The organism is Bacillus sp. AM1(2019) (assembly GCF_009906915.1).
Lineage (GTDB): Bacteria > Bacillota > Bacilli > Bacillales > Bacillaceae > Bacillus > Bacillus velezensis.
Window position 1 is genome coordinate 2,404,921 of the sequence record NZ_CP047644.1, and the last position, 12,580, is coordinate 2,417,500.

15 protein-coding genes are annotated in these 12,580 nt (G+C 46.0%); all 15 read right to left on the reverse strand.

What is annotated here, in order from left to right; genetic code table 11:
- Positions 1–86 precede the first annotated feature (86 nt).
- A complete protein-coding gene (gene aroH, locus GNE05_RS11860) occupies positions 87–470 on the reverse strand; it encodes a chorismate mutase (protein ID WP_003153463.1) in 384 nt (127 codons plus the stop codon).
- Positions 467–1,555 (reverse strand): 3-dehydroquinate synthase, encoded by a 1,089-nt coding sequence (gene aroB / locus GNE05_RS11865; protein WP_065180555.1) that lies wholly within the window; start codon positions 1,553–1,555, stop codon positions 467–469. The genes aroH and aroB overlap by 4 nt, the downstream gene beginning before the upstream one ends.
- Entirely contained in the window at positions 1,555–2,727 is a 1,173-nt protein-coding gene (gene aroC / locus GNE05_RS11870; protein ID WP_003153459.1) for a chorismate synthase, read from the reverse strand. Before aroC ends, aroB begins: the two co-directional genes overlap by 1 nt.
- 71 nt (positions 2,728–2,798) lie before the next feature.
- Complete coding sequence (locus GNE05_RS11875) at positions 2,799–3,569, reverse strand: protein-glutamate O-methyltransferase (protein WP_021494243.1); 771 nt, start codon at positions 3,567–3,569, stop codon at positions 2,799–2,801.
- Positions 3,570–3,758: 189 nt separating this feature from the next.
- Entirely contained in the window at positions 3,759–4,205 is a 447-nt protein-coding gene (gene ndk / locus GNE05_RS11880; RefSeq protein ID WP_007409456.1) for a nucleoside-diphosphate kinase, read from the reverse strand.
- A 120-nt stretch (positions 4,206–4,325) separates the two neighbouring features.
- Complete coding sequence (hepT, locus tag GNE05_RS11885; RefSeq protein WP_003153454.1) at positions 4,326–5,288, reverse strand: heptaprenyl diphosphate synthase component II; 963 nt, start codon at positions 5,286–5,288, stop codon at positions 4,326–4,328.
- A gap of 28 nt (positions 5,289–5,316) precedes the next feature.
- Entirely contained in the window at positions 5,317–6,018 is a 702-nt protein-coding gene (menG, locus tag GNE05_RS11890) for a demethylmenaquinone methyltransferase (RefSeq protein ID WP_003153453.1), read from the reverse strand.
- 5 nt (positions 6,019–6,023) lie between these two features.
- Entirely contained in the window at positions 6,024–6,779 is a 756-nt protein-coding gene (gene hepS, locus GNE05_RS11895) for a heptaprenyl diphosphate synthase component 1 (RefSeq protein WP_021494244.1), read from the reverse strand.
- Between the two features lie 156 nt (positions 6,780–6,935).
- The gene (gene mtrB / locus GNE05_RS11900; protein ID WP_003153449.1) at positions 6,936–7,163 is read right to left on the reverse strand and encodes a trp RNA-binding attenuation protein MtrB; all 228 of its coding nucleotides are present in this window, start codon (positions 7,161–7,163) and stop codon (positions 6,936–6,938) included.
- Positions 7,164–7,183: 20 nt separating this feature from the next.
- Complete coding sequence (folE, locus tag GNE05_RS11905) at positions 7,184–7,756, reverse strand: GTP cyclohydrolase I FolE (protein WP_003153448.1); 573 nt, start codon at positions 7,754–7,756, stop codon at positions 7,184–7,186.
- A gap of 186 nt (positions 7,757–7,942) precedes the next feature.
- Positions 7,943–8,221, reverse strand: coding sequence for a non-specific DNA-binding protein Hbs (hbs, locus tag GNE05_RS11910; protein WP_003153447.1), 279 nt, complete (start codon positions 8,219–8,221; stop codon positions 7,943–7,945).
- Between the two features lie 374 nt (positions 8,222–8,595).
- A complete protein-coding gene (gene spoIVA / locus GNE05_RS11915; RefSeq protein ID WP_003153438.1) occupies positions 8,596–10,074 on the reverse strand; it encodes a stage IV sporulation protein A in 1,479 nt (492 codons plus the stop codon).
- Between the two features lie 185 nt (positions 10,075–10,259).
- Positions 10,260–10,994, reverse strand: a complete 735-nt coding sequence (locus GNE05_RS11920; protein ID WP_007409453.1) for a hypothetical protein — start codon at positions 10,992–10,994, stop codon at positions 10,260–10,262.
- A gap of 19 nt (positions 10,995–11,013) precedes the next feature.
- Entirely contained in the window at positions 11,014–11,217 is a 204-nt protein-coding gene (locus tag GNE05_RS11925; protein ID WP_003153435.1) for a DUF2768 domain-containing protein, read from the reverse strand.
- Between the two features lie 318 nt (positions 11,218–11,535).
- Positions 11,536–12,573, reverse strand: coding sequence for an NAD(P)H-dependent glycerol-3-phosphate dehydrogenase (locus GNE05_RS11930; RefSeq protein ID WP_029973642.1), 1,038 nt, complete (start codon positions 12,571–12,573; stop codon positions 11,536–11,538).
- Positions 12,574–12,580 lie beyond the last annotated feature (7 nt).

A 12,580-nucleotide genomic window follows, 5' to 3' on the forward strand; every position in this document is an offset into this window, starting at 1 on the left:
CTACCCTATTCTAAACTCAACTGTTCAATATCTTACTTACCAGCTCTATACACACTCTTGTGTATTTCTAAGCTTTGTTTATCGTATTACATGTCAGTATTTTTTGTCAATGATAAATCCGGCCTTAACACAACGGCTTTTTCTAAATAGACATGCTTGATTTCATCCTGAGGCGTATCCGTCTGAACCGTCATCAGGACACGGATACACTTTTGCAGAGCGCCGGTGACATCCATTTCCTGCATGCACGTCACCGGGACGTACTGCCACCCGGAAAGGCGGCGGACCGCTTTTGCCGGAAATACGGAATGGATATCAGGCGTGGCGGATAACAGGATCTGCACAACGTCTTCCGGCTTGCATCCATTTTGTTCAATGATTTTTTCAAGCAGCTGCTGTGTTTTTTCTAAAATTTCTTGTTCAGTGTCTTGTTCCACCGTTGTTGCTCCGCGAATGCCGCGTATCATCATGCTGTTTCCTCCATTCGCCATTTGTTCAGCAAATTTTCAAGCTCATCTTTTGAAAGCATGCAGTCCTGCGCTTCGCCTAATTCCTTTAACACGATGAACTGTGTCATGCCTCCGCGCGTTTTTTTATCATTCATCATCCGGGCGGAGAGAACCGGCGTTTCAATATCTTGTCTGATGCTTCCCGGGTAGCCGAGCCCAATCAGCCATTGCGTGAGTTCTTTTCTGTTCATCTTGCATCCCGCAACCTGTTCACTCACGTAAAGGGCAAACTGCATGCCGAGGGCGACCGCATCTCCATGTGTAATCCGGCCGTAGCCGTATTCCGCCTCAACGGCATGGCCGAGCGTATGGCCGAAATTCAGAAAAGCTCTTATCCCCTCTTCCTTTTCGTCCTCACGCACGACGGCCGATTTGATTGAAATTCCTTTATAAATCATTTCATTCAGCTCAGCGCTTGTCAGTCCTTGCAACGTGTCAAACGTGAGAAGTTTTTCTAAAAAAGCATGATCGGCGATAAACGCGTGTTTGATCACTTCAGCCATGCCCGATCTCAGCTCTTGTTCCGGCAGGGTTTTCAGAAGCTCCGTATCGTAAATCACCGCTTTCGGCTGATAAAACGCGCCGATTAAGTTCTTTCCGAGTTTATGGTTGACGGCCACCTTGCCGCCGACCGCGCTGTCATGGGCAAGCAGTGTCGTCGGCATTTGAATGAAATCAATTCCGCGCATAAAAGTTGCTGCGCAAAAGCCGGCCAAATCACCCGTCACGCCGCCTCCGAAGGCGATCATACATGAGGAGCGGTCCATATGGAAAGCGATCGCTTCCGTTTGAATCCGTTCATACTCTTTCAGAGACTTCGCTTCTTCTCCGCTTGGAACGATCACTTTTTTCACGGGCCATGTTTCGTTTAAAAGCCGGAACATCTCATCACCGTATAGCCGGTCAACTTCCGCATCGATGACGAGAAGGATCTTTGTCAGCGGCCTGTTCAGTGAAGACAAAAGGGCAGCGGCCTGTTTCCTTATGCCTTCACCGATATACACGGGATATGCGGAGGAAGCTGTCCGAACCTCAAGCTCTTTCATCAGAATTCCCTCGATAGTTTTTTCATGTTTTCAACATTTTCTTTAATGCGGTCGATCTGGTCAAGCCCGAATTGTTCTACGACGGCATTTGCGATTTCCCAGGCCACTGCTGCTTCAGCCACTACGCTTGCTGCCGGAACCGCGCAGCTGTCTGAACGTTCAATGCTCGCTGTAAACGGTTCTTTCGTTTCAATGTCGACGCTTTTCAGCGGCTTGTACAAAGTAGGGATCGGTTTCATAACGCCGCGGACGACAATCGGCATTCCCGTCGTCATACCGCCTTCTAATCCTCCGAGCCTGTTTGTGGCGCGTGTATAGCCTTTCTCTTCATCCCATACGATTTCATCATGAACTTCACTGCCGTTTTTGCCGGCCGCTTCAAAACCGATGCCGAATTCTACGCCTTTAAACGCGTTAATCGACAGAACGGCAGCAGCGAGCTTGCTGTCCAGCTTACGGTCATAGTGGACATAGCTTCCGACACCGACCGGCATACCTTCGACGATCACTTCAACGATTCCGCCGATCGAGTCGCCGTTTGCCTTCGCTTCATCAATGGCTGCCATCATTTGACGGCCAGCTTCTTCATCGTAGCATCTGACCGGTGATTCTTCCGTTACCCGTTTGAGATCCTCAATGGATGTGTAATCGGTTTTCTCTGCTTTTACGCTGCCGATTTGCAGGACATGCCCGGCGACTTTAATGCCAAGCTCCGCTAAAATCTTTTTAGCGACGGCTCCGGCAGCCACGCGAACCGTTGTCTCACGCGCGGAAGATCGTTCTAACACATTTCTCATATCGCGGTGATTATACTTAATAGCACCGTTCAAATCTGCGTGTCCCGGTCTCGGTCTTGAAATCTGGCGTTTCATTTCACTTTCTTCTTCTTCTGTAATCGGTGCGGCGCCCATGATTTTTGTCCAGTGGGTCCAATCTTTATTTTCTACAACGAGCGCGATGGGTGAACCGAGTGTCCGGGCATGCCGCACGCCGCTTGTGATCTTCGCTCTGTCCGTTTCAATCTGCATGCGGCGTCCGCGGCCGTGCCCTTTTTGACGTCTGGCAAGCTCAAAATTAATGTCTTCTTCAGTTATATAAAGCCCCGCAGGCACACCTTCTATAATTGTCGTCAGCTGCGGACCGTGTGATTCTCCGGCTGTTAAGTATCTCATTTCTTTTTTCTCCCTTCATCGCATTAACGCTTTTAAGTAAAACTATAACACAAGTTTTCATTAAATGTCTTCTATCTTTTTTGATAAAAAAATGTATCAGTGCTCTCAAGGCCGAATTTTTCCGGGCTGAAAATTTGTTCTGTACTGCCGACAAACAGAATTCCGTTCTTTTTCAGACTGCCCGCCATTTTCACATACAGCTCTTCTTTTGCTTTTTCAGTAAAATAAATAAAGACGTTGCGGCAGACGATCAGGTCAAAATCCTGTTCATAGCTGTCGGCAAGCAGGTTGTGCCGCTTAAACCGGATGTTTTTCTGAATCTCTTGTTTTACTTGATAGCTGCTGTCAGCCTGCTTGGTGAAATAACGGCTTTTCACGGAAGCCGGCACCTCTTGCAGCGAGCGTTCCTGATAGATGCCCCGCTTGGCTTTGCTTAGCGCCTTTTCATCAATATCTGTCGCCAATATATCAAATCCGGCCAGTCCCGTCTGCTGATTGAGAATCATAGCCAAAGTATAGGGCTCCTCTCCCGTTGAACAGGCCGCACTCCATATTTTTAACGGTTTGTTATGCTTTATTAACGGAAGAATTGAGGTTTCAAGAACTTCCCACCGTTTATAATTTCGGTAAAATTCAGAAACATTGATCGTCATTCTGTCCAATGTTTCGTTTAATAAAAGCTTGTCCTTTTCCAAAGCGGCGGCAAATTCCTGAAAATCTCTGAACCCCTTCTTTTCATAAAGGGACGTCAGCCGCCTTTTCATCTGTGCTTCTTTGTATAAAGATAAATCAACGCCGGTTATTTGTTTCCACTTGGTGATAAAAATGTCGTAAGGCTCCATTGCTTCTCTCCCAATCTCGCTGTCTTTTGTCCTAGTATAGCCTGTTTTCTGTCGAAATTGTACGATTTCAATAAAAAAATCAGCCCGCGGGCTGATTTGTGAGAAACGAAAAGACAGGGCGGCGCAGCCTCTGTCTTTCATAAATGATGTAAACCTTTTCATAATACGAGAAAAAGAAAGGCTGACGGCTTAGTACACCCAGTCGGCCATTAATTTTTGATACGGTACAAGCTCTTCCTGTTTAAAGAAAATGTGAATTTCCCGCTCAGCGCTTTCTAAGGAGTCTGAACCGTGAATGATATTTTTGCCGACAAACATGCCGTAGTCACCGCGGATCGTGCCCGGCAGTGCATCTTTCGGGTTCGTTTTTCCGATCAGCTGTCTTGTGATCTCTACTACATTTTCCCCTTCCCATACCATTGCAAATACGGGTCCTGATGTAATGAATTCCACAAGCTCGCCGAAAAACGGCTTCCCTTTATGTTCAGCATAATGGTTTTCAGCCATCTGTTCTGAAACTTGCATTAGCTTGGCTCCTGCCAATTGTAAGCCCTTACGCTCAAATCTGGATAAAATCTCTCCGATCAGCTGGCGCTGTACGCCGTCCGGTTTTACCATGATAAAAGTTTTTTCCATAAGATTCTCCACCCCATCATTATGTATAGGCTTTCAAGTTGCACACCGAAATCGTAACATCTTTCTGACAATTAATCAATCCAGGGCGGAGAATGTTCACATCTTGTTCGTAAAAGGAATTTAAAATTTCCGTTTGCCGATATATTTGGCGATGGCGGCCAATGATGAGCGCGCACGTCCTCTCGGCAGTGTATTCAGTTTTTCAAACGCTTTTTTTAAGTACCTGTCACTGACGGCCATTGATTTTTCAATCGCGTCTGTGCGTTTAATATTTTCAATAATGGGGGCGAGCTGCTCCTGTGTTGTTTCACTGTTAATTAATTTCAGCTGATTTTTCAATTCAGGCTGACGGAGCGCGTACAAAACGGGCAGAGTGACATTTCCTTGCAGCAGATCCCCTCCGACCGGTTTTCCCAGTTCCTCTTCCGTTGAAGTGAAATCAAGAATGTCGTCAATAATCTGATAGGACATGCCCACGTAATAACCGAACCAATATAATGCTTTGTGAATCTTCTCATCAGCTCCCGAAGCGATGGCGCCGAGCTGGCAGCTGACGGCAATGAGAAGAGCCGTTTTCCGTTTGATGCGGCGCAAATAGGTTCTGAGGTTTTGCTCCATATTGTATTTATCTCTGATCTGTTCAATTTCTCCGAGGCATACTTCTACGATGGTTTTGGACAGGATCCGGTGGGCTTTCGGCTCATCCAATCTCGTCATCATCTCAAGTGAGCCCGCTAGCATATAATCACCGGTATACATGGCGATGCGGTTGTCCCACTTGGCTTTGATGGTCGGTTTTCCCCTCCGCAGCTCGGCGTCATCAATGACGTCGTCATGCACGAGGGACGCCATATGAATCATTTCCAGCGTCACCGCAACATATTTTATTTTATTAATGTCATAGTCGCCGAACATGCCGGAAAGCAATACGAAAACGGGGCGGATCCTCTTGCCTCCCGCCTGGAGCAGATGGAGCCCGGCTTCACTCAGCAAGGGATAGTCTGACCGCACCGTTTGCTCAAGCTCCCTTTCGATCACATCAATATCGTCATTTAAAAAAGAATAGGCCATTTTAAATTTCATATCATTCACCCAAACATCTGTATATTCATCATTTCCAACCGATATGCGTAGCGGCCACTCCGCCGGTAAACGAATGGTATTTGACATTCGTCAGGCCCGCTTCTTCAAACAGACGCGCAAGTTCTTTCATACCGGGAAATTCTCTTGCCGATTCTTGAAGCCAAGAATATTCTTTATAGCTCTTCGCAAACATTTTTCCGAAGAAAGGCATGATGTATTTAAAATAAAGAAAATATGCCTGTCTGAATCCGAACATTTCCGGCTGGGATGTTTCCAGACATACGACCTGCCCGCCCGGTTTGACGACCCGCCGCATTTCTTTCAGCACGGTCAGATAGTCGGGAACGTTTCGCAGCCCGAAGCCGATGGTGACAAAATCAAAAGAATCATCAGCGAAAGGAAGCTCCATCGCATTTCCGTGCAAAAGCTCAATTTGGCTGTAACCGCCCTCTTTCACTTTTTTCTCACCGATGCTCAGCATATTTTTGCTGAAATCCAGTCCTTTGATTTCGCCGCTTTTTCCGGCCGCTTCTGCGAGGGCAATCGTCCAGTCAGCCGTTCCGCAGCAGACATCAAGCGCTTTTGCGCCTTCTTTAACATTCATGATCTGCATCGTTTTATCGCGCCATTTTTTATGCTGCTGAAAACTGATAACAGAGTTCATTTGGTCATAATTTTTATAGATTTTTTCAAACACGCCGTGTACGCGCTGTTCTTTTGACTCCTGCATGTTGATTACCCTTCTTCCACTTTCTGATGATATGTTTTGTCCCGGCTGATCGCCGTAAGCCGGTTCAGCATTAGGTTTTGGATTGGTGAATTGAGCGGCAGCAGCGTTTCAATGCTTTGCTTTGCCTTTCGGAAGCTATCTTCCATTATGTCAGCCTTTGATTTCCCTGACTTTACAATATTGCCGATGACATCGAGAAATATAGCATTGCCGTTCATCAGCCGCTTATATACAAAAAAATCACTCGCCAGCTCTTTCCAGCGCGGAAGATTAAAGTGGTCTGACACTCTGTGAAACAGGGCCGCTTCCACAATCGCCATGCTTTCGATCAATTGATTCAAGTCATTGACAGACCGATCGTACAGACGGATTTTATGCTCATTGATTTCTTTAATTGCCGTAGCGAGCGTCCGTATCATATAGATATCCTTCATTTCAGATAAAAGCGAATAATACAGTCCGCTGAAATAGTCGCCGGCAAGCACGGTGAGCTGCCGGTTTTTATTTTCGTCTCGCTTTAACGCTCTGGCTGTTGTCACTTCATCGTGGGTATCAAGGGCGCTTTGGACAAGCATCGCAGTTACTATGTAATTTTCTCTGTCATTGTTCTTAATGTCCGCCTCTTCAAACAAAGCGTGAAAAAGAAGAAGCTTATCCTCATCGATTTTAGGCGCAGAAATATGTTTCGCTAAATAAGGATGAGACAGCTTTTGTTTTAATTTCGTATTTAGATTCGCTAAAGTTCCGTAGATGTCTTGCAAAAATATCACCCTTGTCCCCAAATTCACATTTATTCTAATATGTATGAGATTTACTCGTCATTATTATACGCAGGTATCATTATAGCATAAAAAAAAGAAATTGGCTGTATTCTCCCGCCGTTTGCGGGCATTTGGCAAAAGCGGGAAACAGCCGGCTTATTTTTTTTCGCTGTTCATTTCTCCGTAAGCGGTCTGGATGAGGGCGTTGCCTCTCACTTTGATGGCAGAGGTATGCTCAGTAAACTGAGCGATAATTACTTCGCCTTTGTCCAGTTTTTCGGAATGGTGAAATTTCGTATCCGTTCCTCTCGTTAAACCGATGACGTTCACGCCGTCCTCGACCGCTTTAATGACGACAAAATCACTTGAATGCTTTGAATTCATATCTGCACCCTCTATCATTATTAATCCGCACGTTTAATATGTTCTAACACTTCGGAACGCGCCGCTGCGTCATCTTTAAAAATACCTCTTACAGCGGAAGTCACTGTTTTTGCACCCGGCTTTCTTACGCCCCTCATCGTCATGCACATATGCTCAGCTTCGACGACAACCATGACGCCGTGGGGATCTAAGGTCTCTACGATGCTTTCTGCAATCGTTGAAGTGATGCGCTCCTGCAGCTGCGGGCGTTTTGAGACGGCTTCCACCGCCCGCGCCAATTTACTCAGGCCCGTCACTTTGCCGCCGCGCGGAATGTAGGCAATATGCGCTTTTCCGTAAAAAGGAACAAGGTGATGTTCACACATGGAATGAAACGCGATATCTTTTACAAGAACAAGCTCCTCATGGTCTTCTCCGAAAACGGTTTTAAAGTGTTCTTTCGGGTCTTCATTTAATCCCGAGAATACTTCCGCGTACATTTTTGCCACGCGTTTCGGCGTATCTAAAAGCCCTTCCCGGTCCGGGTCTTCTCCAATCGCCTCTAAAATCTGGCGAACCGCCTGTTCAATCTGTTCTTTATTAACTTCTTTCATTGTCTGTGTCCTCCACCATTGAATACATTTAATTTCGATTCTAGCACATTTGCCGCGCCAAAAGCAAAACGAAAGTCCTGCCCGGTGACCGAGGCTGCTTAAATATGAAAAGCCCCTTTATCAAGGGGCTTTTCTGTGAAGAAACAAAGTGTATGTATCAGATGCATACACGATCTATATTCACAATTATTTTCCTGCAACAGCGTCTTTAAGAGCTTTACCTGGTTTGAAAGCAGGTACCTTGCTTGCAGGGATTTCGATTTCTTCACCTGTTTGCGGGTTACGTCCTTTACGTGCAGAGCGCTCGCGCACCTCAAAGTTACCGAAACCGATCAGTTGGATTTTATCACCGTTTTTAAGTGCATCTAAAATCGTATCAAAAACAGAATCAACTGCTTTTGTAGCGTCTTTTTTAGACAATTCGCTTGCTTCAGCAACCGCATTGATTAGTTCTGTCTTGTTCATGCCTTTCACCTCCTCCCAAAAGGGTATCAAATCAGCAGTTTATTATCATTTCTTCACAGTTCAGCCTGATTCTAAACCTGTCTGATAAAAAATCAAAGCAGGGAAGAACAGACAAGTAAACGGCTTTTCATAAGAAAACAGACACTTTGAGGAATGTTTGTCCAACAAAGTGAAGATTTTCTGTATGTAGAGTAACACATATAAAAAGCCATATCAAGCATTTTAAAGCCTCAATCCCTTGCTCGTCAAGGTTTTCACGTGTTTTACCGAACAAATATTCCTTTTTTTGCTTTTTTCCTCCTAATCCTTGATTGATTTCCAGTATCTAAAAAGAATAAAAAAAGACCCCCCGTTTCAGGAAGAGGTCCTTCAGCTTACAAAATAATGGCGATCAGGCCGCCTGAGCCTTCGTTAATAATTCTCTCCAGCGTTTCTTTCAGTTTATATCTCGCATTTTCCGGCATGAGTGACAGTTTTGCGGAGATTCCTTCTCTTACGATAGAGCTCAATGATCTGCCGAAAATATCGGAGTTCCAGATAGAAAGCGGATCATCTTCAAAGTCCTGCATTAAGTAGCGGACAAGTTCTTCACTTTGTTTTTCCGTCCCGATGATCGGCGCGAATTCACTTTCCACATCCACTTTGATCATATGAATGGACGGAGCGACCGCTTTGAGCCTTACTCCGAACCTTGATCCCTGTCTGATGATTTCCGGTTCATCAAGGCTCATATCGGTTAAGGCCGGGGCGGCAATGCCGTAGCCGGTCTGTTTCACCATTTTCAGCGCATCTGATACCTGATCATATTCTTTTTTCGCGTGGGCGAAGTCCTGCATTAATTCAAGCAGGTGGTCTTTCCCGCGGATTTCAACGCCGACCACTTCTTTTAAAATCTGGTCATATAAATGATCCGGCGCATACAAATCAATTTCTGCGACACCCTGGCCAAGTTCGATTCCGGCCAGACCGGCGCTTTCAATAAACTCAAATTCACTGAAGTGGCCGACAACCCGGTCGACATCGCGCAGGCGTTTAATATCTTTTACGGTTTCTTTCACTGATTCCTGGTAGCTCTCTCTGAGCCAGTGATTTTCCTTCAGCACCATGACCCAGCTCGGAAGGTTGACATTGACTTCCAGCACAGGGAACTCGTAAAGCGCTTCTCTGAGGACGCTTAACACATCTGTTTCCCGCATGCTTTCAACACTCATGGCGAGGACGGGAATATCATATTTCGCGCTTAATTCAGCTCTGAGCGCTTCTGTTTCCGGGTGGTACGGTTTTACCGAGTTGATGACCATAATAAACGGTTTGCCGACTTCCTTCAGCTCGTCGATGACTCTTTCTTCCGCTTCCACGTAATCGCCCCGCGCAATATCGCCGATTGAGCCGTCTGTCGTAATGACGACCCCGATTGTGGAGTGTTCCTGGATGACTTTTCTCGTACCGATTTCCGCTGCCTCATGAAAGGGAATCGGTTCTTCGTACCAAGGTGTATTGATCATTCTCGGGCCGTTTTCATCCTCATATCCCTTCGCCCCGGGAACCGTATATCCCACACAATCCACAAGACGGATGTTGACATCAAGTCCTTCCGCGACATGAACGGACATGGCTTGATTCGGGACAAATTTTGGTTCTGTGGTCATTATCGTTTTTCCTGCTGCGCTTTGCGGAAGCTCATCCTGCGCCCGCGCTCGATCGGCCTCATTGCTGATATTCGGGAGCACCACGAGCTCCATAAATTTTTTAATGAATGTAGATTTCCCTGTACGGACAGCGCCAACGACTCCTAAGTATATATCGCCCCCTGTTCGTTCAGCGATATCCTTGAAAATATCGACCTTTTCCAAGTGATCCCCTCCCGGACTTCCTATCCTTATCATTTTTCATTCACCATTCTCCAATCAAATACAGGACACTATATGTGTATGACGTTGTCCTATTTCAATATGACATCTTTAGAAAATTTTCAGGCAGTCTTTTCTATCAAAATCAAAAAAACCTTTCTCCCTATTTGTATGCGCGGGAAAAAGGTTCATTCCTGTTTCGTTTGACTTTCTAAAAAAACGGGTTCCTGTTTTTCATTTACGGTGTATGTGACTGAAAAGGCCGGGACGAAAGGAGTCTCTTTCCATAAAATATCCTGAATTTCCGCGCCCGGTTTGATTTTCTTTTTGTTTTCCTTCAGGCAGCGGGCGAGATCGACGCGATAGTCGGCATAGATTTCTCCGTCAGCGCCGATTAAAAGCGGCAGAGACGTGCCTGAAACCGGACTTTTGACTGAAGGAGAGTCTTTCATGCCGAGCTTTTTTTTATTTAAAGTGAACAGCCCTTTTGAAACGGCGTCCTCATAGGGAGGATATGTATGCTTTTCCTGATACATTTTGACACGCAGCTTCATGTCGCGGATTGCTTCCGCCATTTGGAGATCGACCAGCTTGACGGTCGGCTTATTTTCCACATCGACAAGCACGTATTGGTACATTCCTCCGCTTTCATAAGCTGAGGCCGGCGGCTCCTCTATGTATCTGGGCGCGAGCCGCTTAAAATCTATCGGATATTTTTGATAGAGCGGTGTTTTCATATCTTTTGTCTGAATCGGCAGAAGTCCGCCGTTCGCCTTTTTAAATTCATCCACTGCCGCTTGCACCTGCTGAAGCTGATGTTTGTAAGATACTTTATTTTCAGTTTTTTCCGCTTCAGGGTACAGACAGCCGGACAGCAGAAGCACCGCCATTGCCGTTATGACGGCCATTTTTAACTTATGCATTCCGCGCCCCCTTTCGGCTTTATTCATTGACAGGCCCGCTGAAAACGACCATTAACACGATCAATCCCGAGATGACCATGCAGGCATAAGCGAGTGAAGAAACCGCTGCTTTTATCAGTTTGTTTTTCACTTTATACCTGCTGACATAAATAGAGGCCACCGCAACAAACATTAATCCCATAGCACCAAGCGCAAACCACATTTTCATCAATGCCACACTCACGTTCGTGCCCCCCGTCCCATCATTGTAAGCGTTATATTTCATTTTAATATACAAATGTTGAAAAGATCAACAGGTTTTCCATCTATTGAAAAAACAAAAAAACTGAAGCAAAGAGGGGGACTTTGCTTCAGTCAAGTTGACTATATTCACCTGTACGTCTGAGATACACTCTCTTGGACTTCGATGCTATAGTATGCGCAGATGCGTACGTCTGCATCCTCTTCTGCCTAAATCAGCAAATGTTTTAAGCGATTTCAGCCGGAGAGTTCTGCGTTTTGGACTTTCGTCACTTCAGAATATGCTGACGGCATGTTATTGTCACTTCACCCGGTTTTCGAATGTGTTGACCAAGTCTTCCATCTCATGGGTTTTCACTCTGGCCATTAAGGATTCTACAGCCGTTTCTACCTTCTGCCCGTTAAATAATACTTGGTGAAGCGCCTCTGTGATCGGCATTTTCACTTGGTATTTTTGAGACAGCTGATACGCAGCTTTCGTCGTCCGCACGCCTTCAACAACCATCCCCATCTTATCCAGGACAGCTTCCAGCTTATATCCTTTGCCGAGCAGGTTGCCGGCGCGCCAGTTTCGGGAATGAACGCTTGTACACGTCACGATCAAATCGCCTACGCCGGTCAGGCCGGAAAAGGTGAGCGGATTTCCGCCCATCTTTGTGCCGAGTCTGGCGATTTCAGCAAGACCTCGGGTGATTAAGGCCGCTTTTGCATTATCTCCGTATCCCAATCCGTCTGTAATCCCCGCTGCAAGAGCGATGATATTCTTTAACGCTCCCCCTATTTCAACACCGATCATATCCGGATTGGTATAGACGCGGAAATGCTGGTTCATGAATAAATCCTGAACCGCTTCTGCAGCCTTGATATTTTTTGAAGATGATGTAACAGTCGTCGGGTGTCTTAATCCGACTTCCTCAGCGTGGCTCGGCCCTGAAAGCACGACGATGTCTTTTCTGTACTCCTCAGGCAGCTCCTCTTCCATTAATTCTGAAATACGGAGAAGCGAATCCGGCTCAATTCCCTTGCTGACATGAACAAAAATCGATTGTTTCGGGATGTACGGCAGAGCCTTTTTCAGCACTTCCCGAATGGCTTTTGTCGGAACTGCCACAATAATGAAGTCCGCTCCTTTTAAAGCCTCGTTTAAATCAGCTGTACCGATGATAGAACTTGATAGCTCCACCCCCGGCAGGTAATCTTTGTTTTCATGCAGGTCGTTGATTTGATCGATCAATTCGGCACGGTGTCCCCACATCATAACTTGATGTCCGTTATCAGCCAGCACTAAAGAAAGTGCAGTGCCCCAGCTTCCCGCTCCAAGCATTGCCACTTTTTTCATCTCTGTA